Here is a 20,638-nt window from a genome sequence, read left to right on the forward strand (position 1 = left end):
CATCACTTTGTCCTCATCCTGTAGGCAGTCTCCAAACGCATGAGCCTCGTCAAGAAATTCGCAACGGTTGCTTCCGGCACGCTGATGAGCCGCGCGCTCGGCTTCGGCCGCGAGATGCTGATGGCGGCAGCACTCGGCACCGGACCGGTCGCCGACGCCTTCAACGCCGCCTTCCAGTTTCCCAACACCTTTCGCCGGCTGTTTGCCGAAGGCGCGTTCAACGCCGCTTTCGTGCCGCTGTTCGCCAAGGAGATCGAGACCCACGGCACCGATGGCGCCAAGCGCTTTTCCGAGGAAGTGTTCGGCGTGCTGTTCACGGCGCTGCTGGCGCTGACCATCGTCATGGAACTGTCGATGCCACTGATCGTGCGCTATCTGGTGGCGCCGGGTTTTGCCAGCATACCGGGGAAATTCGACACCACGGTGACGCTGGCGACGATCATGTTCCCCTATCTGATCTGCATGTCGCTGGGCGCCATGATGGCGGGCATGCTGAATTCGCTGCGCCGCTACTTCGCCGCCGCCGTGGCCCCGGTGTTCCTCAACATCATCCTGATCGGCGTGCTCGCCTATGCCTGGTACAAGGGATCCGACGCACTCACGGTCGGCTACGGGCTATCCTGGGGCGTGCTTGCCGCCGGATTGGTGCAACTGGCAATCGTCTGGGTGGCGGTGCGCCATGCAGGCATCTCGATCGGCTTCCGCCGTCCGAAGATGACGCCAGCCGTCAAGCGGCTGCTGATCCTGGCGCTGCCGGCGGCAATCACCGGCGGCATCACCCAGATCAACCAGCTGATCGGCACGGCGATCGCCTCGGCGCAAAACAGCGCGGTATCCTCGCTCGCCTATGCCGACCGCATCTACCAGCTGCCGCTCGGCGTGGTCGGCGTCGCGGTGGCGATCGTGCTTTTGCCCGAACTGTCGCGGGCGCTGAAGTCGGGCAATCTGATCGAAGCGGCCAATCTGCAGAACCGCTCGGTCGAGTTCACGTTGTTCCTGACGCTGCCGGCAGCAGCAGCACTCTGGATCATGTCGGAGCCGATCGTGCGGCTGGTCTATGAGCGAGGTGCGTTCGCCGCCAATGGATCGACGCCGACAGTGGCGGCGATCCTGGCCATATTCGGCCTCGGCTTGCCGGCCTTCGTGCTGATCAAGGCGTTCACGCCAGGCTATTTTGCCCGCGAGGACACCCGCACGCCGATGATCTTTGCCGCCATCTCAGTGGCGGTCAACGTAACCACCGCGCTGACACTGTTTCCACGGATGGGCGCGCCCGGCATTGCGGTGGCCTCGGCCGTCGCTGGGTGGGTCAATGCGCTGATGCTGCTCGGCGTCCTGATCCGGCGCGGTCATTGGGGTCGCGACGTGCCGCTGATGAAGCGCATCCCACGTCTGGTGCTGTCGGCGGTGGTGATGGGAGCGGCGCTCTATTTTGCCGAACACTGGTTCGCCGTAAGGCTCGGCCCGGGTTCGCCGCTGGTCGTCAAGGCGACGACGCTCCTGGCGCTCGTTGCCGGTGGAGCGCTGCTCTACTTCATCACCGCGTTTGTCACCGGCGGCGCGGATTTCGGCATGATCAGGCGCAATGTTGGACGGAAAGGATCTCCGCCGACTAAGGAACAGTCTCCAGATCCGTGAGACGGAATTCGTCCGCAGTCGAAAGCATCGGAACGCCGTAGTAGCGCGCGCAAGCGTAGTGAAAACAGTCAGCCAAGTTCAGGCGGATAGCGTTGTTGCGAAACCGCGACGCGGCCTCAACGGACAACGATGTTGCGTCTGAAGCTGGCGGAAGCTCCCGCAAGGCAATTGCCCGCTCTTCGAGAAAACGACTGACTATCTTCAGGCTTACGTCGACCGGTATGGCCAGCTTTTCCGATCGTGAGAGCGCCATCGCGGCCTCCCAGACAGCGATCGCCGAGGTGAACGGAGCCGATGCTTCGATAATCGCTTGCGCACAGCGCTCAGCTTCGGCCTCTTGGCTCAGCATCGCAACAATAGCGGCGGCGTCGACAAACATCAGTCTTCGCCCGACAATTCATCATAGATCGAGCGCGGCAGCGGGTTGCGCGCCCGGTCGCTAAGCTCGATTCCGAACTCGGCGCGGAGCCGTGCCGCTGTCTCCAGCGGCGTCTCGCGGTTGCGCCGGCGCTCGAGTGCCTCACGCATCGCGATCACAATCGCCTCGGTTATGCCGACGCCCTCGACCTTCGCGAAGGCGCGCGTCAAGCTGTCGGCCTCCTTGTTGTTGATGTTGATCGTCATCACAGCCCTGCCTACCGAAAAATATAGCAACATGTATGTAGTAATCTACATGACTATGTCAACATGATGGTGGCTTTTTTCGGCGCTCCCAGCAGCCTCTTGATCCTCTCAACGCCTTCGTCCATAAGCGCGCCGTCGCAAGACTTTCGCCGCGCGCGAAACGGCCCTCCACAAGCCATGAGGACAATCATGACCGCCTTCAAGCCACTTGTCTTTTCCGGTGTCCAGCCGACCGGCAATCTGCATCTCGGCAACTATCTCGGCGCCATCAAGAAATTCGTCGCCCTGCAGGATACCTCCGACTGCATCTATTGCGTCGTCGACCTGCATTCGCTGACAGCCCAACTCGTCTATGAAGACCTCGCCGACCAGACGCGGTCGATCACGGCTGCCTTCCTCGCTTCGGGCATCGACCCGAAAAAGCACATCGTCTTCAACCAGTCGCGGGTCATGCAGCACGCAGAGCTCGCCTGGATCTTCAATTGCGTGGCGCGCATCGGCTGGATGAACCGCATGACGCAGTTCAAGGACAAGGCCGGCAAGGACCGTGAGAACGCGTCGCTCGGCCTGCTGGCCTATCCCTCCCTGATGGCCGCCGACATTCTGCTCTATCGCGCCACGCACGTGCCGGTGGGGGAGGACCAGAAGCAGCATCTGGAGCTGACCCGCGACATCGCGCAGAAGTTCAACAACGACTTCTCCGACCGCATCGCCGCCCTTGGCGTAGGCGTCGAGATGCAGGTCGGCGAAGAGACCGTGAACGGCTATTTCCCGCTGACCGAGCCGGTGATCGGCGGGCCGGCGGCGCGCATCATGTCGTTGCGCGACGGTTCCAAGAAGATGTCGAAGTCGGACCCGTCGGATCTGTCGCGCATCAATCTGACCGACGACGCCGACGCCATCTCGAAGAAGATCCGCAAGGCCAAGACCGACCCGGAAGCGTTGCCGAGCGAGTTGGACGGCCTGGCCGGCCGGCCCGAGGCGGAAAACCTGGTCGGCATCTATGCGGGTCTCGCCGAGATGTCGAAGGCAGAGGTGCTGAAGGAATTCGCCGGCCAGCAGTTCTCCGTGTTCAAGCCGGCGCTGGCCGACCTTGCCGTGGAAAGACTGGCGCCGATCGCCAGCGAGATGCGCCGTATTTCCGACGACCGCGCCTATGTCGACGCGGTGCTCAAGGATGGCGGCGAGCGCGCCGGCGTGCTGGCTGAAGCAACGATGAAGACGGTGCGCGACATTATCGGGCTGCTGCAGGGCTGATCCCAGGTTCGGGTGCACCGCACCATACTGGTCCAAGGCCGGCGGCTTGCCGCCGGTCGATGGCAGTGGCAGATTGCGCCCGAAATGACACCGAGTAGATAGATAAACATGGTCTCCAAACGCCTCAGCCGCGAAGCCGGCCATCGCAGGAAATTCCTGGCGATCATCGATGACACGCCGGAGTGTGAGCGCGCCGTCGCCTATGCCTCGAAGCGGGCGCAGAGCACCAGCGGCACGCTGGTGCTGCTCTATGTCATCGAGCCGGACGATTTCCAGCACTGGCTGGGTGTCGAGAAGATCATGCGCGAGGAGGCGACCGCCACGGCGCGCGCGGCACTCGATACTTATGCCAACAAGGTGCGCCAGAAGCTCGGTATCGAGCCTGAAATGGTGGTGCGCGAAGGCAAGCCGACAGAAGAGATCCACAAGCTGATCGAGGAGGATCAGGACATCGCCATCCTGGTGCTGGCCGCCGGCGCCGGCAAGGAAGGTCCCGGACCGCTGGTCGGCGCCGTGGCCGGCAAGGGTGCCGCCTTCCCGATCCCGGTGACCGTCGTGCCTCAGAATCTGTCGGACGAGGAAATCGACAGCCTCGCGTGAGATGTGTTGAGCGCCGAAAAAACATTCCGCCAGCCAGCCGTTCCGGCGATGCGTTTCGCTTGAATGTCCAGCCAATAGAGCCTATTTAGAATTGTTCCAAACTAGCTGCCCGAGACGGGCACGGAGATGGCCATGTTCATCCAGACCGAATCGACGCCAAACCCGACGACGCTGAAATTCCTGCCCGGCAAGGAAGTGCTCCTGGAAGGCACCGCCGATTTCCGCGATGCCGACAGCGCCGCAGTCGCCTCGCCGCTGGCTGGCCGACTGTTCGAAATTGCCGGCGTCACCGGTGTTTTCTTCGGTTATGACTTCATCACCGTGACCAAGGATGGCCCCGACTGGCAGCATTTGAAGCCGGCGATCCTTGGCGCCATCATGGAACATTTCATGTCCGGTGTGCCTGTCATGGCCAAGGCCGGTCCGGCTGCCGAGACCAGCCAAACCGGCGAGTTCTATGACAAGGCCGACGAGGAGCTGGTCATCACCATCAAGGAACTGCTCGACACGCGGGTGCGCCCGGCGGTCGCCCAGGATGGCGGCGATATCACCTTCCGCGGCTTCGAGAACGGCACGGTGTTCCTGCACATGAAGGGCGCCTGCGCCGGCTGCCCGTCATCGACGGCGACGCTGAAGCATGGCATCCAGAACCTTCTGCGCCATTTCGTGCCGGAGGTGCAGCAGGTCGAGCAGGTCTCCTGACGTCCCTTTGATAATTCTACCCTGCTGACCATCTGGTCCGATTTTCTTCGCTTCCGGAACTCCAAAATGATCTACGAACTTCGGGTTTACCGGGCTTTGCCGGGACGCTTGCCGGCGCTTCTTGATCGCTTCGACAAGATCACCCTCAAATTATGGGAAAAGCACGGTATCCGCCAAGCGGGTTTTTTTACCACGCTGATCGGTGCTTCGAACAACGAACTGACCTACATGCTGGCATGGGAATCGCTGGCCGAACGCGAAGAGCGCTGGACGGCGTTCGTGAAGGACCCTGCCTGGACGCAGGCGCGGGAAGATTCCGAGCGTGATGGCCAGATCACCGAGACAATCACCAACCAAATTTTGGTTCCCACCTCGTTCTCGGCGGTGTCCTGACCGCCGAGCAGGCGTCGCATCGCGCAAACAACAAAAAACCGGGCCGAATTGCCCGGTTTTCTGTTTGGGACGTCCGTTGTTGCCTAGACGGTCCGCTTACGAAAACTGCCTCTATCGATCATGACTTTTCCGAAAACCGATACCGGTTTATCGGGATCATGACCTAAAGAACAATGACCTTGGCGCCGACCGAGGCGCGGTCATAGAGGTCGATAATGTCCTGATTCATCAAGCGAATGCAGCCTGATGACATTGCCTTGCCGATCGAATTCCATTCCGGGCTGCCATGCAGGCGATAGCCTGAGTCACCGCCCTTGTTGAACAAGTACATGGCGCGGGCGCCGAGCGGGTTCTTTAGTCCCGGCTCCATGCCGCTGGCGAACTTGGCCAGTTCCGGCTGGCGCTGGATCATCTGCCTCGGCGGCGTCCAGGTCGGCCATTCGCGCTTCAGCGCAATGTGGGCGGTGCCGTGCCACTCGAAGCCTTCGCGGCCGACGCCGATGCCGTAGCGAATCGCCCTGCCGTCGCCTTCGATGAAATACAGGAACTTGTTCTGCGTATCGACGATGATGGTGCCCGGCTTTTCCGGGCTGTCGTAGTTCACTTCCTGCCGATGGTACTTCATCGGCACCTTCTCGATCGGGATGCGCGGCAGCTGGTAGCCGGCGTCGGTCACGCCACCGTAATCGTTGGAGAACACCTGCATGCCGATGCTGCTGCAACCGGCGACGGCAGAAGACAGCGCCAAGGCGGCGACGATTGCAAACGACTTCATGCGCATCAGGTGATCCGGTGCCCCGCCCCAACTTCGGCGGCACGAGTCGGCCGCTTTCTCAAAATCATTCATGCTGGCATTTGCTTTGCTTGCCAAGCGCGCGATGCCTATATGCCTGTGCTGACGTGCTGGTAAGCGTATCACTATGGCATTTCGGCAACAGCACCCACAGGATTGTGAAGCAAATTCAAGGGGCCATCCCCGCGGGCTCCCGGAAATCGAGGAGAATCGGTCATGAACGTCGGTGACGCCGCCCACCGCTCCGGCCTGCCCGCCAAGACTATCCGCTACTATGAAGAGATCGGCCTGATCGCCCCGGCGCGCGCCGCCAACGGCTACCGCGATTATTCCGGAGACGATGTCCACCGGCTGGCCTTTCTGCGCCGCGCGCGCAACCTCGGTTTTTCCATCGACGATTGCCGCCAGCTGATGGCGCTTTACCGCGATCGCAGCCGCGCCAGCCATGACGTGCGTGAGATCGCCGCTTCCCATGTCACGGCGATCGAAGAGAAGGTCCGCGAACTGCAGTCGATGCGCTCGACCCTGCAGAAACTGATCCACGCCTGCCATGGCGACGAGAGACCTGATTGTCCGATCCTTGATGACATGGCGGGAGCTGCGTTACCCAGAGACAAGGGCGCCTCGGCGCCCGCATAACGACCGTCCCCTGCGCCAGGGCGTGCCGGTGAGCGTCGAAACGGATGCGGCACGCAGGTTCGACTGAACCAATTTTCTTCGGCGTCTGGCCGCGTTAACCTGACGCTCTATGTCTTTGTTGTCGCAATGATCAACGATGGAGGTTGGCATGGATCGGCGATTGTTTCTGACTGGAATGCTTGGGCTGGCCGGGGCTACGACCGTGATCGCACTTGCGCGTCCTGCCACCGCATTGGCCGGCATCCCGAATACGGGACCCGGCATTCTCGATGAACTCGACAAACCGTCCGACGCTGTCCTCGACCAGGATGGTCCTGATGTCCAAGACGGCATCGAGTTCGTGCGGCATCGCAGGTGGCATCGCGGGTGGCACCGCCGCCGTCGCGGGTGGAGACGGGTTTGCCGCCGCTATTGGCGCAACGGCTACTGGCGCCGCAGATGTTTCCGCAGATCCTTCTGGATCCGCTTCTGAGGAGATCCGGCAAAACGCGAAGGCTCGGCGTCGGCGGAGCCTTCCCTCTAGATTGCAACCGGGCAAAAAAGGCCCGCCGCCGTCGGGCAGCGGGCAGGCTCTGGAGTGCCGGGGGATCAACCCAGCATTGGGTCAACGGGTGAGCCAGGGGTTGGTTGCAAGCAGAATACCGAGCCAACTGTACGTTTCTGACCAACCCGCCAGGATACGTTGTCCACCCCTTGCGGAGCGCTAAATTTGGCGAGCGGCAAATTCGCCGCAGATGGCCGACGCGACTTGGGCAACGTTGCCTCACCGGCAGCCGCGTCGGCCATTTTGGCAGCGATTATATGTTTGAGGCGCGAGGCCGAGTTGTCGTCCCGTTGACGGGCGCTGCCTGCAATGAGCAAGCAGACTTGATAGAAGGGGCGGCCCGGTAGCCTTTCCCTTGGGTGGACTGCTATCGGGCCTGACCGGAGCGGGGTGTAGTGGGGGAGCTCCGGCTGCTTTCCAAAATACCACCTTATATGAGCTTTAGCTAATTTAATGGCGATCACCGCAATTCAATGTTCGTGGCCGAGGTGGCAAACGAGTGCCACTATGAAGGCCGCTTGCAGCGCTATCGCTTTACCAATGGCCGAATATCGAGCCGCCAGCCGGGGCGATCTTCTAGCCATCTACGGCTGGGTAGCGCCCGCCAAAGGATGCGCAGTGCATCCGGTGGAAAGGGACAGGGCCGGTACAACCTAAGCCCGCTTGAACGCGCTGCCGGATTGCGCGATTGTCCCAGCTCCGCCAATGTGACGCGAGCAATCTGATGGACCGGATGGGAAAAGCGCCTTTCGTGCCGACCGAAATTCACGTTTGCACGGTCACGGACAAGCGCGGCGCTTTTGGAATTCTTTCCCTCCAGACAACGGAGGGCCGCGTTGATGTCGCGCTCGACCGCCAGACAGCCGATGCCATCATAAACGCCATCAATGCAATTCGGTCTAAACTCGAATTGGTCGAGAGCCGCTAGTGGATTGATGCCCTGTTGGGCCATACTTGTATATCGCCAAGCATCAAGCGATAGCGCCCATCCAAATGGTTTATCAGGGTCTTTGCCTCGGTCGGCGAGTAGAAAATTACAATTGTTAGGGTATGCCCCTCTTCGACGCGCTCAAGGCGAAAGGCGTAACGGCGCCCCGGATTTTCATCATCCAACAACAAAAATACCCTCCCTCAAGGGAGCATGTTAGCTGTCGTTCATGAACCTTTTATGAGGGCGGGTTTGTCAAATCGCCCGCATAAAACATGTTCAAACCGTGAACAAAATCTGGCATGGTGCCGCCATGCCAATCATCTCTCCCATCCCAATCAACCCTCTCATCGACGGTCGCCAGTCCGAACGCGCCATGCTGGTGCGGCGCGGCGTGCAGCGGCTGCTGATGGAAATGGGCGCGCATGTGCTGCCCGAATTGTCGCTGGCCACCGGCCGCCGGGCCGACCTCGTCGCGCTGACCCGGCAGGGCGACATCTGGATCATCGAGATCAAATCCTCGATCGAGGATTTCAGGGTCGACCGCAAATGGCCCGATTACCGGCTGCACTCCGACCGCTTCTTCTTCGCCACCCATCCCGGCGTGCCTTCGGAGATCTTTCCCGAGGAGTGTGGTTTCATCCTCTCCGATGGCTATGGCGCAGAAATCCTGCGCGATGCGCCCGAACACCGCATGGCGGCGGCCACACGCAAGGCGCTGATGCTGCGGATCGCGCGAGCCGGGGCTTCGCGGCTGCTGGCGGCGGAACTTGCCGGCGTGCCGGTGCCGGCGCTGGAGGGTGAGAGCGAGTAGGTTTTCGCCTTACTCTTCGCTCTCTTGCACCCCACCAACCGCCGGCGCCATGAGCAGCACGGCGGCACCCAGGATGGCCGCGATGAAGGAGCCGGCGAGGATGCCGACCTTGACCGCGTCCTGCAGCGCCACGTCGCTGGCAAAGGCGAGCAGGCCGATGAACAGGCTCATGGTGAAGCCGATGCCGCACAGCAGCGAGATGCCGATCATGTGCGTCCAGCCGGCATTGGCGGGCAGGTCGGCAAGGCCGAACCGGATGGCAAGTGCCGAGGAGCCGAACACACCGACCAGTTTGCCGACCACCAGGCCGGCGGCGACACCCAGCGTCAACGGCTCGATCAGCGCGCCAAAACTCAGCCCAGCGAGCGAGACGCCAGCATTGGCAAAGCCGAAGATCGGGATGACGACGAAGGCCACTATCTTGTGCAAGCCATGCTCGAGCCGGTGCAGCGGCGAATGGTCGAGATCATGGCCGATCCCGGCGGAGCGTTCAAGCGGGATGGTCAGCGCCAACGCGACGCCGGCAAGCGTGGCATGGACGCCGGACTTCAGCACCAGCACCCACAGGATGACGCCCAGCACAAGATAGGGCAGCAGCGTCATCACCCGCATGCGGTTGAGCACGACAAGCGCGGCAATGACGGCGAAGGCAGCACCCAGATAAGCCAGCGACAGGCCGCTGGTGTAGAAGATGGCGATGATGATGACGGCACCGAGATCGTCGATGATGGCAAGCGCGGTGAGGAACACCTTCAGCGAGGCCGGCACGCGGCTGCCGAGCAGCGACAGCACGCCGAGGGCGAAAGCGATGTCGGTGGCGGTCGGAATCGCCCAGCCGGAGAGTGCCGCCGCATTGTTGCGGTTGATGGCGACATAGACGAGTGCCGGAACCAGCATGCCACCGGCTGCGGCGATGCCGGGCAGCATGCGCCGGGGCCAGGTGGAAAGCTGGCCGTCCAGCATCTCGCGCTTGATCTCCAGCCCGACGAGCAGGAAGAACACCGCCATCAGTCCGTCATTGACCCAATGCGACAGGCTGAGCGGGCCGAGATAGGCGTGGAGCGCGGAAAAGTAGGTTTCGGCGAGCGGCGAATTGGCGACGATCAGGGCAAGCGCCGCCGCCGCCATCAGGACGATGCCGCCGGCCGCTTCGCTATCGAGAAATTCGCGGAAGACGGAAACCGGCCGCTGCTTCAAGTCCATGTTGCCTCCGTCGCCGGGTCTGGGTGCCAGGCTCCTATGAATGATGCGCAGCCGTTGCCGACTATGCAAGACGCCTAAGATCGCATACCTCGGAGATTGGCCGAAACGCCCATCGCTTCGTCATCCTATGGCGGAGCAAGGAGCGAAGCGACGCGGCGCAGACCATAGGATGACGAAGCTCTGGTTAACGCGGCGCGCGCTTGGCCAGTATCCGCTGCAAGGTGCGGCGATGCATGTTGAGCCGGCGCGCGGTCTCGGAGACATTGCGCTCGCACATTTCGTAGACGCGCTGGATATGTTCCCAGCGGACGCGGTCGGCCGACATCGGGTTTTCCGGCGGCGCCGCGCGCTCGCCGGCGGTGCGGGTGAGTGCCGCGAAGATATCGTCGGCATCGGCGGGCTTGGAGAGGTAGTCGACGGCGCCGAGCTTCACCGCGGTCACCGCGGTGGCGATGTTGCCATAGCCGGTCAGGATGATGGTGCGGGAATCCTGACGCTTTTCGCGGATCGCCGCGACCACGTCGAGGCCGTTGCCGTCGCCGAGCCGCATATCGACCACGGCATAGGCGGGTGGATTGGCGCGCGCCTTGGCAACCGCCTCCTCGACACTCTCGGCCGTCTCGACCACGAAGCCCCTGGTTTCCATGGCGCGGGCCAGACGCGTGAGAAACGGCTTGTCGTCGTCGACGATGAGCAGCGAGGTGTCCTCGCCTTCAACCATTGCGCCAATATTTTCGTCGCCTGTCATAGTCTCAAAATTCCTGCTGCCTTAATTTTACGCAGATATAGTTCCTGAGCCTCATTGTCCAATTTTTAGAGCTGCTTCAAGGCTCTCAGGCGGTGTCGAACATGCTGGCCGAAGTGATTTCCGGGTTGAGGAACACACCGCGCGGCCACGATATCCGTACCACGGCGCCTTCGCCCAGGCCGCTCGAATTGCGGAAATCGAGCGTGGCACCCGAGCGTTCGAGCAGGGTCTTGGCGATGAACAGGCCAAGCCCCAGCCCGCCGCCGGTTTCATTGCCCTGGCGCGTCGACATATAGGGCTCGCCGATGCGGTCGATGATCTCGGCCGGAAAGCCGGGGCCGTCATCGATGATCGAGAAGGTGACGGTGGCGTCGTCCCAGCTCCAGCGCACGGTGACGCTTTTGCGGGCGAAATCGACGGCGTTCTCGACCAGGTTGCCGAGGCCGTAGATGACGCCCGGATTGCGTCGCCCGACCGGCTCGGGGCCGATGCGTTCGCCGGGCCGAAGCTTGATCGAGATGCCGAAATCGCGGTGCGGGGCGGTGACTTCTTCGACCAGCGAGGTCAGCGGCAGCCGCGAAAGATGCGCCTCGCCCTCGGAGGACAGGCTGGTCAGCCGCTTGAGGATCTCGCGGCAACGCTCGCTCTGCGAGCGCAACAGCGTCACGTCTTCCCCGTATTTCGGATCCTTGCCGAGCGCCTTTTCCATCTCCTTGGCGACAAGCGCGATGGTGGCGAGCGGCGTGCCAAGCTCGTGCGCGGCCGCGGCGGCCAGCCCGTCGAGCGCCGAAAGATGCTGCTCGCGCTGCAGCACCAGTTCGGTGGCGGCAAGCGCATTGGCCAGAAGCCGGGCTTCGGCGGCCACCCGGAAGGCATATATGGCGGTGAAGGCGATCGAGGATAGCAACGCCATCCACATGCCGGCGACATAGATGAAGGGCATCGCCAGCGGCGCATCCTCATGCCAGGGCAGCGGCAGATGGACAAAGACCAGCAAGGTCGCCGCAGACATCACCAGCCCGCCGAGGATGGCGGTCAGGCGCAGGGGCAGCGATGTCGCCGAAATGACGACAGGCACGGTCATCAGCAGCGAGAACGGGTTGGTCAGGCCGCCGGTCATGTAGAGCAGGCCTGCCAGCTGCAAGCTGTCGAAGATGAGGATGCCGAAGGCTGCCAGCGGCGTGAGCCGGTGCGCCGCCGGAAACCGGAAGGCGAGAAACAGGTTCATCCAGGCCGAACAGGCGATCAGGGCGAAGCAGAGGCTGACCGGCAGCGGAAACTTCAGGCCATAGGCAACGACGAGAACCGCAACGCTCTGACCGACGATGGCAAGCCAGCGCAACCGGATCAGCGTGTTGAGGCGCAGTCTCTGGCTCTGCTGGAAATCGGGCGAACGCAAAACGTTGATCATCGCAATGGATTACAGCCGTGCGGCCGCGAAGGCTAGGTACCTCTGGGTTTGGCCCGGGCGGTGGCGGTGGCGAGCAGCGGGTTTTCCGGCCAGACATGCTTGGGGTAGCGGCCGCGCATGTCGGCGCGGACATCGGCCCAGGAACCGCGCCAGAAGCCGGGCAGGTCGCGCGTCGTCTGGATCGGCCGATGCGCCGGCGACAGGAGTTCGAGCGTCAGCGGCACAGTGCCATTGGCGATCGAAGGATGGCGGTCGAGGCCAAACAGCTCCTGCACGCGAACCGCCAGCACCGGCCATTCGCCGTCATAGCGGATCGGCACATGGCTGCCCGACGGAGCATCGAAATGGGTCGGCGCCAGCGTATCGATCCTGCGCTGCAGATCGTGCGGCACGAGGCTGGCCAGTCCCGCCGAGACAACGCCCGCATCGATGGCGGCAAACGATGCCGCGCCGGACAGGTAAGGCAGCAGCCAGTCGTCGAGGCGCTCGATGAGGGCGGCATCCGCCATATCGGGCCATGGCGCACCAAGGCCGCGATGCAGCCAGCCAAGCCGCTGGCGCAGCGTTTGCGCCTCCTTGCTCCAGCTCAGCAGCGACAGGCCATGCTCACGCACCGCATCTGTTATGGCGTGGTCGGCGTCAGCGCCGGTTGGCGGCGGCAGCATGCGCTCGGCAAGCGTGATGGCGCCCAGGCGCACGGTTTCGCGCACGCGCACGGCGCGTTTGTCGCGGTCGAAGCTCGTTTCACGGCGAGTCTCGATCCTGTCGGCGAGCGTGGCACGGACATCGTCCTCGCTGATGGCCGCTGCCGATGTGATGCGCGCATTCTGTGCCTTGCCCTGCAGGTCGGCGACGACCAGAAACGGCTCGCCGGCCAGCGAGTCGGCCGCGTCCACCATCGCGCCCGAGCCATTGGCCAGCACGAAACGGCCGCGCTCGCCGCGCGCCTTGGCGACGCGGTCAGGCCAGGCGTGGATCAGAAGAGCGCCGGCACCCTCCCCCTTGTGGGGAGGGTCGGCGAGCGCGCCTTGCGCAGCAAGGCGAGGGAGACGGGGTGGGGGAGCCGCGCCCGGCCTACCCCCACCCCGCTCCGCTTCGCGGATCGACCCTCCCCACAAGGGGGAGGGTGAAGAGGTGCCAGCCTGCCGCGCCAGCCGTTCGGCTAGCTGCCGCGCAGCCGTCGCGCGCGGCGATCGATCGGAGCGAAAGCGCATCAACCGTCGTTCCAGATCGGCGCCGTCGCCACCAAGGCCGCGCTCGGTGAGCAGCACGGCAAGCATCGCTGCCTCGAAGGCATGGCCGCTCTTCGCTGCCTCGGCGACCATATGCGCCAACCGCACCGGGAGAGCGAGCTTGCGCATCGCAGCACCCGCATCCGTCAGGCGCCCAGCCTCGTCGATGGCATCCAGCGCGCGCAGCAGCGCTCTTGCCTCATTGAGGGCCGGCCCGGGCGGCGGATCGAGAAAGGCGAGCCCTGTCGGATCGGCAACGCCGAAGGCGGCGCAATCGAGCAGCATGCCCGACAGGTCGGCCTCAAGGATTTCCGGCGGCGTGAAGGCAGGAAGTGCAGCCGTCTGCTCGGCTCGCCACAGCCGGATGGCGACGCCAGGCTGCGTGCGTCCGGCACGGCCGGCGCGCTGGTCGGCGGAAGCCTTGCTGACGCGCACGGTCTCCAGTCGGGTCAAGCCACTGGCCGGCTCATAGCGCGGCAGCCGCGACAGGCCGGAATCGATGACGACGCGCACGCCGTCGATGGTGATCGACGTTTCGGCAATCGAGGTGGCCAGCACCACCTTGCGGCGACCGGCCGGCGGCGGCTTGATCGCCGCGTCCTGCGCCTTGCCGTCGAGCATGCCGTAAAGCGGCACGATGTCGGTATCGGCGCCGACCTTGCCGGCCAGCCGCTCGGCGGTGCGCTCGATCTCGCGCTGGCCGGGCAGGAAGGCGAGCACGCTGCCGCTTTCGTCGGCAAGGGTGGCGCGGATCGACTTGGCCATGGCGTCCTCGATGGTGGTGCCGGCGGGGCGCTCGTCATAGCGGATGTCGACAGGGAAGGCGCGGCCTTCGCTCTCGATGACCGGCGCGCCCGACAGCAGTTTCGCGACACGCGCACCGTCAAGCGTCGCCGACATCACCAGCAAACGCAGGTCCGGCCGCAGCGCCCCTTGCACGTCGAGCGCCAGAGCGAGACCGAAATCGCCGTCGAGCGAACGCTCGTGGAATTCATCGAAAATGACAGCCGAGACACCGGGCAATTCGGGATCGTCGAGGATCATGCGCGCCAGCACGCCTTCGGTGACGACCAATATCCTTGTCTTTGCCGAAATGCGGTTTTCCATGCGCATGGCATAGCCGACGGTGGCGCCGGGTTCCTCATCAAGCAATTGCGCCATGCGGCGGGCGGCGGCTCGGGCGGCGAGCCGGCGCGGCTCGAGGAGCACGATCTTGCCGGCACCAAGCCAGGACGCGTCAAGCAGCGCCAGCGGCACCAGCGTCGTCTTGCCGGCACCGGGCGGCGCCACCAGCACGGCGCTGTTGCCATGGCCGAGCGCGTCGCCCAGCGCCGGCAGCACGGCGGATACCGGAAGCTCCGGCAGGGGGTTTGTGATCATCGGTCCAGGAATGCGTTCGTCCAATCGTGGCAAGCGCGCTTACGTCCGCATATCAGTGGTCGCGGGGGCCATGCAACTTATGGGCTGAAGCCATTCAAAGCCGGGTGCGGGAAAACGGATTCCAGCGTACCGTGCCCAGCCGGGCTTCCTCGCGCACCATGGTCAGCAGGCCGGCGCCACCGACGACCGCCAGGCCAATCAGCGACAGGCCGTCCGGATATTCCTGGAAGAACAAGGCGCCGAGGATCACCGCCCAGACGATCTGCGAATAATGCGTCGGCGCGACCCGGTTGGCGGGCGCGTATTTCATGGCCAGAAGCTGCAGGAATTGTCCTGCTGCCGTGAAGGCACCGGCCATCGCCAGCCACATCAGTTGCTTACCGTCCGGAACGGTGAATGAGGTGGCGGCGGCACCGACGCCGTTGAACAACAGGCCGTAGCCGACCAGCACGCCGAGCATCGTGGTGCGTTTTTCCTGCTTCGCCAGCGAACGCATCAGGATGACGCTGGTGGCGGCGAGGAAGGCAACGCCGAAGGCGGCAAGGTGACCAAGACTGAGTTCGCGAAACCCTGGCCGCACCACCAGCATGACCCCGGCAAAACCGGCGACCACCGCCAGCCAGCGCCAGGGGCCGACCTTCTCCTTGAGGATCAGCGTGGAGAGGATGGTGACGCAGAGCGGCGCCAGGAAGATCAGCGCATAGACCTCGGCCAGCGGAATGGTGGTGAAGGCATAGACGCTGAGCACGCCGGAAGCGATACCCGCCCAAGCCCGCGCCTGCACTGCCCAAGGCCTTTTGGCGCGCCAGAAATCGCGCCAGCGCTCGCCCGCCGGCCGCGTGAAGAAGAGGAAGAAGCCGGCAAACAAGGTTATGAAAAAGCCGATCTCGAAGATCGTGAGCTGACCGCCCAGGCTTTTGACAACGGCATCGCTGCCCGAATAGCTTGCATAGGCGATCAGGGCGAGCAGGATTCCGTTCGTCACGTTGTTCCATTTCCGGGGGAGAGAGTGGTTTGAAAATCCTAGCGCTCGGTGCGCATCCGGACGACATCGAGATCTTCATGTTCGGTACGATGGCCGCCTATGCCGCGCAAGGCGCAGAACTCACTTTTGCCATAGCCACGGATGGTGCCAAGGGCGGCAAGAGTGATCCCGTTGTTCTCGCTCGTTTCCGTCGCGAGGAAGCGACGGCCGCGGCCGCGCTGCTCGGGGCGACGCTACGTTTCCTCGATTTTCCCGACGGCGAACTGGTGGCCGATGCAGCGCTGATCGGGGCGCTGAAAACGCTGATTCGCGAGATCGGACCGGACCTGGCGATCACGCATGCACCCAACGACTATCACGCCGACCACCGCGCGCTGTCGGACGGCGTGCGCATCGCGGCGTCGTTCGCGGTACCGGTGCTGCATGCCGACACGATGGGCGGCACTGGTTTTTCGCCGACGCACTATGTCGACATTTCCGCCCATGCCGACATCAAGGCGAAGGCGATCCGCATGCACCAGTCGCAGGATCCCGACCGCTTTGTCGAAGGCGCGCGAACGCAGAACCTTTTTCGCGCCGGCCAGTGCAACGGCGCTCAGGGGTCATTGGCCGAAGCCTTCCGCTTCGAACCGACATTCCCCTTCGCCGACATCCGCGAACTGCTGCCTCCGGCGCCGCCGATCCGGAAGGTCATGGTGAGCACCAAACGCGTCGGCTGAACCGAGAGACGTCCTGTGAATGTTCCTGATGCCCAGTGAGCCATATTGATTTTTCCTGGGCAACGCCATCGCGCCTGGGCAATGGCTTCCCCCACTCCGTCGCCGCTTCGCGGCGCCACCTCTCCCCCCTCCGGAGGGAGAGGAAGGAGCCAAGGACGGCGAGCTCTTGCCCTTCCTCTACCCCGTCGATCGGGGGAGAGGTGGCGCCGCGGAGCGGCGACGGAGTGGGGGTCGACAAGCCACGATGGCGGCGACACAGCCCACTGGCACTCAAAGCACCCGTTCACCAATTCGTTTCATAGATCCGTGCCCATGCGCGTAACAGCCGATGCTTTTTCCCAACGTTTTCAGAGCCCACCCCCGGCATGCTGCGGCGCAGCAACGAATTCGCTTGCCTTGTTTAGTAAAAATTGCATCACTAAACAAATTACTAAACATCTGCGGCGCCGCCGCGCCGCCATGTTTAGGCCCCCTGAGGAGAGGGGTTGAGGGCTCTTGAAACCGTCATCCGGGCGCGTTTCGCAAATGGGAGGAAGTCATGAAATCGAGCTTGAAACTGGCGTTGGGACTGACCTCGGCGATCACAGCGTCGACAGCCGTCTCGAACGTCGCGCACGCTGAAGACCTGACGCTGTGCTGGGCCGCCTGGGACCCGGCCAACGCGCTTGTCGAACTGTCCAAGGATTTTACCAAGGAAACCGGCATCGGCATGAAATTCGAGTTCGTGCCGTGGACCAACTATGCCGACCGTTTCCTCAACGAGCTCAACTCGCACGGCAAATTGTGCGACCTGATCATCGGCGACAGCCAGTGGATCGGCGGCGCCGCCGAGAACGGCCACTATGTCAAGCTGAACGACTTCTTCGACAAGGAGAAGATCAGCATGGACGATTTCGTGCCGGCAACCGTCGTCGGCTATTCGGAATGGCCGAAGAACACGCCGAACTACTGGGCGCTGCCGGCCATGGGCGACGTCGTCGGCTGGACCTATCGCAAGGACTGGTTCTCCAAGCCGGAGCTGCAGAAAGAGTTCAAGGAGAAGTATGGCTGGGATCTCGGCCCGCCGACCACCTTCGACCAGTTGAAGCAGGTCGCCGAATTCTTCCAGAAGCGCGAGATCGACGGCAAGACCGTCTATGGCGCCTCGATCTACACCGAGCGCGGCTCTGAAGGCATCACCATGGGCGCCATGGACGTGCTCTACAGCTACGGCTTCCAGTACGAGAACCCCAAGAAGCCCTACGAGATGGAAGGCTTCGTCAATTCCGACAAATCGGTGAAGGGCCTGGAGTTCTACAAGGCGCTCTATGATTGCTGCACGCCGCCTGGAGCGTCGAACAGCTACATGGGCGAAGGCGTCGATGCCTTCAAATCTGGCCAGGTGGCGATGCACATGAACTTTGCCTTCACATGGCCCGGCTTGCAGAAGGACGAGAATGTCGGCGGCGACAAGATCGGCTACTTCGTCAATCCCAAGGGTCCGGACGGCGAGCAGTTCGCCCAACTCGGCGGCCAGGGTATTTCGGTGGTGTCCTATTCCGACAAGCAGGAAGCGGCGCTGAAATACATCAAATGGTTCGCCAACAAGGACGTGCAGGCCAAATGGTGGTCGCTCGGCGGCTATTCCTGCCTTAACGCGGTGGTCAAGGATCCGGCCTTCCCGGCCAGCCAGCCCTACGCGCAGACCTTCCTCGACTCGATGGCCGTCGTGAAGGACTTCTGGGCCGAGCCGAGCTACGCGCCGCTGCTGCAGGCCTCGCAGAAGCGCTTCCATGACTATGTCGTCGCCGGCCAGGGCTCGGCCAAGGATGCGCTGGACGGCCTGGTCAAGGACTGGACGCAGGTCTTCCAGGACGACGGCAAGATGTAACTGGGGCAAGATGTAACCAGCTCCTCCCGAGCTAGGCCCGACGCGTCCCGTGCCGCCCTTGGCACGGGACGCGGTTCAGATAAATTCCATGACAGAGACGGCTTAAAGTGACCGAAGCAGGACTCACCATGCTCAATCGGACCGCGGAGAACGTTGCCCGGGCGACCCCGGAACCGTTGGCCCGCAAGGTCCGGGGCATCAGCGACAAGGGCCTCGCCTGGCTGTTCATCTCGCCGACGATCCTGTTGCTGTTGGCCATCAACATCTTCCCGCTGTTCTGGGCGATCTATCTGTCGTTCACCAACTACCGCGCCAACCGGCCGAACGAGGTGGTGAAGAATCTCGGGCTCGCCAACTACCAGCGCATCCTTGGCGACAAGGATATCTGGATCGCCATGCAAACCACGGCGCATTTCGTGTTCTGGACCATCCTTTTGCAGACGCTGATCGGCTTCACGCTGGCCTGGCTGATCGACCGCAAGTTCCGCGGCCATGCCTTCTGGACGACGCTGATCCTGGTGCCGATGATGCTGTCGCCGGCGGTGGTCGGCAATTTCTGGCGCTTCCTCTACGAGCCACAGATCGGCCTGTTCGCCTATGCCATCTCCTTCGTCACCCGGATCCCGCCAACGGATATCCAGATGCTCTCCAACGTGTCGCTGGCGCCATGGTCGATCATCATCGTCGATACCTGGATGTGGACGCCCTACGTGATGCTGATCTGCCTCGCGGGCTTACGCTCGATCCCCGAATACATCTATGAGGCGGCCGAGGTCGACCGCGCCTCCACCTGGCGGCAGTTCTGGTCGATCACGCTGCCGATGGCGCTGCCCTTCATCATGCTGGCGGTGCTGTTTCGCGGCATCGAGAACTTCAAGATGTTCGACATGGTCAATCTGTTGACCGGCGGCGGGCCGGGCTCGACCACCGAGGTCGCCTCGATCACGCTGAAACGGCAGGCTTTTGAGAGCTGGCGCACCGGCTATTCCTCGGCCTTCGCCATCATCCTGTTCGTCGCGGTGTTCGGCCTCGCCAACATCTACGTCAAGGCGCTCAACAAGGTGAAGCAGAGATGAGCCTGACCACAGCCCATTCGGTCGTAGCACCGAGCAGCAACTCGAAGCGCATCGCCGGCGCGATCATCATTGCCTATGCGCTGATCTCGATCGTGCCGCTGCTGTGGATCTTCGCCACCAGCTTCAAGACGCCGCCGGACTCGATCGCCTATCCGCCCAAGATCCTGTTCCAGCCCAGTCTCGAAGGCTACTGCAATCTGTTCACGACGCGGACGCGACAGACGCCGGAATACATCAACTCGCTGGGACCGGCGACGGGCTTCTGCGACGAGACCACGCGCAAGCGCAACATGGTGATTGCCGGTCCATCCAACTTCCTGCCGCGCTTCGTTAATTCGCTGATCATCGCCTTCGGTTCGACCTTCTGCGCGGTCTTCCTCGGCACGCTGTCGGCCTACGGCTTCTCGCGCTTCAAGGTGCCGCTCGCCGACGACCTTTTGTTCTTCATCCTGTCGACGCGCTTCATGCCGCCGATCGCCGTCGCCATTCCGATCTACCTGATGTACCGCGAGCTTGGCCTGTCGGACACGGCGCTCGGCATGATCCTGCTCTACACGGCGGTCAATGTGTCGCTGGCGGTGTGGCTGCTGAAAGGCTTCATCGACGAGATCCCGCGTGAATATGAAGAAGCAGCGATGATTGACGGCTATACGCGGCTGCAAGCCTTCTGGCGCACCGTGCTGCCGCAGGCGACCACAGGCATTGCCGCGACCGCGATTTTTTGCCTGATCTTCGCCTGGAACGAATATGCGTTCGCGGCACTCCTGACCTCCGGCACGGCGCAGACCGCGCCGCCCTTCATCCCGACCATCATCGGCGAAGGCGGCCAGGACTGGCCGGCGGTCGCGGCCGGAACGACGATCTTCCTGGTGCCGATCCTGGTCTTCACCATCCTGCTTCGCAAGCAGTTGCTGCGCGGCATCACCTTCGGCGCGGTGCGCAAATGATTGATGTGGGAATAAGAAACCGACGATGCCACCGTTTCCCTTCTCCTCGTTCACGGCTACGGGATCGACACATTTGCGAACGCTTAGCGTTTAGCGATAGCGTGCATGGCAAGCAGGCGCATGCATCGTCTCGCG

The 20,638-nt window shown here is 62.9% G+C and carries 21 protein-coding genes; 13 read left to right on the top strand and 8 right to left on the bottom strand.

The features are described 5' to 3' along the window. Positions 1–39 precede the first annotated feature (39 nt). The gene (murJ, locus tag ACSQ3L_RS00930; RefSeq protein ID WP_436158230.1) at positions 40–1,638 is read left to right on the top strand and encodes a murein biosynthesis integral membrane protein MurJ; all 1,599 of its coding nucleotides are present in this window, start codon (positions 40–42) and stop codon (positions 1,636–1,638) included. Here murJ and ACSQ3L_RS00935 read toward each other — a convergent pair. Together ACSQ3L_RS00935 and ACSQ3L_RS00940 are read right to left on the bottom strand one after the other, a co-directional pair. After that, on the bottom strand, positions 1,613–2,017 hold the full coding sequence (locus ACSQ3L_RS00935; protein ID WP_436158231.1) for a type II toxin-antitoxin system VapC family toxin: 405 nt from the start codon (positions 2,015–2,017) through the stop codon (positions 1,613–1,615). The genes murJ and ACSQ3L_RS00935 overlap by 26 nt on opposite strands. Continuing rightward, the gene (locus tag ACSQ3L_RS00940) at positions 2,017–2,262 is read right to left on the bottom strand and encodes a type II toxin-antitoxin system VapB family antitoxin (protein ID WP_127411347.1); all 246 of its coding nucleotides are present in this window, start codon (positions 2,260–2,262) and stop codon (positions 2,017–2,019) included. Before ACSQ3L_RS00940 ends, ACSQ3L_RS00935 begins: the two co-directional genes overlap by 1 nt. A 189-nt stretch (positions 2,263–2,451) precedes the next feature. On the opposite strand from ACSQ3L_RS00940, the gene trpS reads away from it, so the two are divergent. The 4 genes from trpS to ACSQ3L_RS00960 all read left to right on the top strand — a co-directional run bounded on the left by trpS (position 2,452) and on the right by ACSQ3L_RS00960 (position 5,214). Further along, positions 2,452–3,519, top strand: a complete 1,068-nt coding sequence (trpS, locus tag ACSQ3L_RS00945) for a tryptophan--tRNA ligase (RefSeq protein ID WP_436158232.1) — start codon at positions 2,452–2,454, stop codon at positions 3,517–3,519. Positions 3,520–3,627: 108 nt separating this feature from the next. Next, the gene (locus ACSQ3L_RS00950; protein WP_056590042.1) at positions 3,628–4,119 is read left to right on the top strand and encodes a universal stress protein; all 492 of its coding nucleotides are present in this window, start codon (positions 3,628–3,630) and stop codon (positions 4,117–4,119) included. Positions 4,120–4,251: 132 nt separating this feature from the next. Beyond that, the gene (locus ACSQ3L_RS00955; protein ID WP_436158233.1) at positions 4,252–4,821 is read left to right on the top strand and encodes a NifU family protein; all 570 of its coding nucleotides are present in this window, start codon (positions 4,252–4,254) and stop codon (positions 4,819–4,821) included. Positions 4,822–4,887: 66 nt separating this feature from the next. Next, complete coding sequence (locus tag ACSQ3L_RS00960; protein ID WP_027039720.1) at positions 4,888–5,214, top strand: NIPSNAP family protein; 327 nt, start codon at positions 4,888–4,890, stop codon at positions 5,212–5,214. 163 nt (positions 5,215–5,377) lie between these two features. On the opposite strand, the gene ACSQ3L_RS00965 is transcribed toward ACSQ3L_RS00960, so the two are convergent. Beyond that, positions 5,378–5,995 (bottom strand): L,D-transpeptidase, encoded by a 618-nt coding sequence (locus tag ACSQ3L_RS00965; RefSeq protein WP_436158234.1) that lies wholly within the window; start codon positions 5,993–5,995, stop codon positions 5,378–5,380. Between the two features lie 228 nt (positions 5,996–6,223). Here ACSQ3L_RS00965 and cueR point away from each other — a divergent pair, with 228 nt between their 5' ends. The 4 genes from cueR (at position 6,224) to ACSQ3L_RS00985 (ending at position 8,932) form a co-directional block, all read left to right on the top strand. Beyond that, positions 6,224–6,646: a Cu(I)-responsive transcriptional regulator gene (gene cueR / locus ACSQ3L_RS00970; protein ID WP_436158235.1), complete on the top strand. Its 423-nt coding sequence runs from the start codon at positions 6,224–6,226 to the stop codon at positions 6,644–6,646. A gap of 148 nt (positions 6,647–6,794) precedes the next feature. Continuing rightward, positions 6,795–7,118 carry a protamine-2 (modular protein) gene (locus ACSQ3L_RS00975; protein ID WP_436158236.1) on the top strand — a complete coding sequence of 108 codons (324 nt, stop codon included), beginning with the start codon at positions 6,795–6,797 and terminating at the stop codon, positions 7,116–7,118. Positions 7,119–7,878: 760 nt separating this feature from the next. After that, positions 7,879–8,118 carry a hypothetical protein gene (locus ACSQ3L_RS00980; RefSeq protein WP_436158237.1) on the top strand — a complete coding sequence of 80 codons (240 nt, stop codon included), beginning with the start codon at positions 7,879–7,881 and terminating at the stop codon, positions 8,116–8,118. A gap of 313 nt (positions 8,119–8,431) precedes the next feature. Next, positions 8,432–8,932: an MmcB family DNA repair protein gene (locus tag ACSQ3L_RS00985; RefSeq protein WP_436158238.1), complete on the top strand. Its 501-nt coding sequence runs from the start codon at positions 8,432–8,434 to the stop codon at positions 8,930–8,932. A gap of 9 nt (positions 8,933–8,941) precedes the next feature. Here the strand turns inward: ACSQ3L_RS00985 and nhaA are convergent, their stop codons facing one another. The 5 genes from nhaA to ACSQ3L_RS01010 form a co-directional block, all read right to left on the bottom strand. Next, positions 8,942–10,135: a Na+/H+ antiporter NhaA gene (gene nhaA / locus ACSQ3L_RS00990; protein WP_436158239.1), complete on the bottom strand. Its 1,194-nt coding sequence runs from the start codon at positions 10,133–10,135 to the stop codon at positions 8,942–8,944. 184 nt (positions 10,136–10,319) lie between these two features. Continuing rightward, positions 10,320–10,883, bottom strand: a complete 564-nt coding sequence (locus ACSQ3L_RS00995; RefSeq protein ID WP_183445738.1) for an ActR/PrrA/RegA family redox response regulator transcription factor — start codon at positions 10,881–10,883, stop codon at positions 10,320–10,322. Positions 10,884–10,968: 85 nt separating this feature from the next. Then, positions 10,969–12,294 (bottom strand): ActS/PrrB/RegB family redox-sensitive histidine kinase, encoded by a 1,326-nt coding sequence (locus tag ACSQ3L_RS01000; RefSeq protein ID WP_436158240.1) that lies wholly within the window; start codon positions 12,292–12,294, stop codon positions 10,969–10,971. 32 nt (positions 12,295–12,326) lie between these two features. Further along, complete coding sequence (gene hrpB, locus ACSQ3L_RS01005; RefSeq protein ID WP_436158241.1) at positions 12,327–14,906, bottom strand: ATP-dependent helicase HrpB; 2,580 nt, start codon at positions 14,904–14,906, stop codon at positions 12,327–12,329. Between the two features lie 94 nt (positions 14,907–15,000). Continuing rightward, positions 15,001–15,891 carry a DMT family transporter gene (locus ACSQ3L_RS01010; RefSeq protein WP_436158242.1) on the bottom strand — a complete coding sequence of 297 codons (891 nt, stop codon included), beginning with the start codon at positions 15,889–15,891 and terminating at the stop codon, positions 15,001–15,003. Between the two features lie 29 nt (positions 15,892–15,920). On the opposite strand from ACSQ3L_RS01010, the gene ACSQ3L_RS01015 reads away from it, so the two are divergent. The 4 genes from ACSQ3L_RS01015 to ACSQ3L_RS01030 all read left to right on the top strand — a co-directional run bounded on the left by ACSQ3L_RS01015 (position 15,921) and on the right by ACSQ3L_RS01030 (position 20,503). Further along, positions 15,921–16,610 carry a PIG-L deacetylase family protein gene (locus ACSQ3L_RS01015; protein ID WP_436158243.1) on the top strand — a complete coding sequence of 230 codons (690 nt, stop codon included), beginning with the start codon at positions 15,921–15,923 and terminating at the stop codon, positions 16,608–16,610. 538 nt (positions 16,611–17,148) lie between these two features. After that, positions 17,149–18,480: an ABC transporter substrate-binding protein gene (locus tag ACSQ3L_RS01020; RefSeq protein WP_436158244.1), complete on the top strand. Its 1,332-nt coding sequence runs from the start codon at positions 17,149–17,151 to the stop codon at positions 18,478–18,480. A gap of 128 nt (positions 18,481–18,608) precedes the next feature. Next, complete coding sequence (locus tag ACSQ3L_RS01025; protein WP_436158245.1) at positions 18,609–19,556, top strand: carbohydrate ABC transporter permease; 948 nt, start codon at positions 18,609–18,611, stop codon at positions 19,554–19,556. Then, complete coding sequence (locus ACSQ3L_RS01030) at positions 19,553–20,503, top strand: carbohydrate ABC transporter permease (RefSeq protein WP_352551118.1); 951 nt, start codon at positions 19,553–19,555, stop codon at positions 20,501–20,503. The genes ACSQ3L_RS01025 and ACSQ3L_RS01030 overlap by 4 nt, the downstream gene beginning before the upstream one ends. Positions 20,504–20,638 lie beyond the last annotated feature (135 nt).

The sequence above is a fragment of the Mesorhizobium sp. LjRoot246 genome (assembly GCF_964254115.1).
Lineage (GTDB): Bacteria > Pseudomonadota > Alphaproteobacteria > Rhizobiales > Rhizobiaceae > Mesorhizobium.

Coding starts and splice junctions, on each gene's coding strand:
- ACSQ3L_RS00940 (WP_127411347.1), bottom strand. CDS start 2,262: ATGACGATCAACATCAACAACAAGGAGGCCGACAGCTTGACGCGCGCC.
- nhaA (WP_436158239.1), bottom strand. CDS start 10,135: ATGGACTTGAAGCAGCGGCCGGTTTCCGTCTTCCGCGAATTTCTCGAT.
- ACSQ3L_RS00950 (WP_056590042.1), top strand. CDS start 3,628: ATGGTCTCCAAACGCCTCAGCCGCGAAGCCGGCCATCGCAGGAAATTC.
- ACSQ3L_RS00985 (WP_436158238.1), top strand. CDS start 8,432: ATGCCAATCATCTCTCCCATCCCAATCAACCCTCTCATCGACGGTCGC.
- ACSQ3L_RS00965 (WP_436158234.1), bottom strand. CDS start 5,995: ATGCGCATGAAGTCGTTTGCAATCGTCGCCGCCTTGGCGCTGTCTTCT.
- ACSQ3L_RS00955 (WP_436158233.1), top strand. CDS start 4,252: ATGTTCATCCAGACCGAATCGACGCCAAACCCGACGACGCTGAAATTC.
- ACSQ3L_RS00935 (WP_436158231.1), bottom strand. CDS start 2,017: ATGTTTGTCGACGCCGCCGCTATTGTTGCGATGCTGAGCCAAGAGGCC.
- ACSQ3L_RS00995 (WP_183445738.1), bottom strand. CDS start 10,883: ATGACAGGCGACGAAAATATTGGCGCAATGGTTGAAGGCGAGGACACC.
- hrpB (WP_436158241.1), bottom strand. CDS start 14,906: ATGATCACAAACCCCCTGCCGGAGCTTCCGGTATCCGCCGTGCTGCCG.
- ACSQ3L_RS00975 (WP_436158236.1), top strand. CDS start 6,795: ATGGATCGGCGATTGTTTCTGACTGGAATGCTTGGGCTGGCCGGGGCT.
- ACSQ3L_RS00960 (WP_027039720.1), top strand. CDS start 4,888: ATGATCTACGAACTTCGGGTTTACCGGGCTTTGCCGGGACGCTTGCCG.
- murJ (WP_436158230.1), top strand. CDS start 40: ATGAGCCTCGTCAAGAAATTCGCAACGGTTGCTTCCGGCACGCTGATG.
- cueR (WP_436158235.1), top strand. CDS start 6,224: ATGAACGTCGGTGACGCCGCCCACCGCTCCGGCCTGCCCGCCAAGACT.
- ACSQ3L_RS01020 (WP_436158244.1), top strand. CDS start 17,149: ATGAAATCGAGCTTGAAACTGGCGTTGGGACTGACCTCGGCGATCACA.
- ACSQ3L_RS01000 (WP_436158240.1), bottom strand. CDS start 12,294: ATGATCAACGTTTTGCGTTCGCCCGATTTCCAGCAGAGCCAGAGACTG.
- trpS (WP_436158232.1), top strand. CDS start 2,452: ATGACCGCCTTCAAGCCACTTGTCTTTTCCGGTGTCCAGCCGACCGGC.
- ACSQ3L_RS01030 (WP_352551118.1), top strand. CDS start 19,553: ATGAGCCTGACCACAGCCCATTCGGTCGTAGCACCGAGCAGCAACTCG.
- ACSQ3L_RS01025 (WP_436158245.1), top strand. CDS start 18,609: ATGCTCAATCGGACCGCGGAGAACGTTGCCCGGGCGACCCCGGAACCG.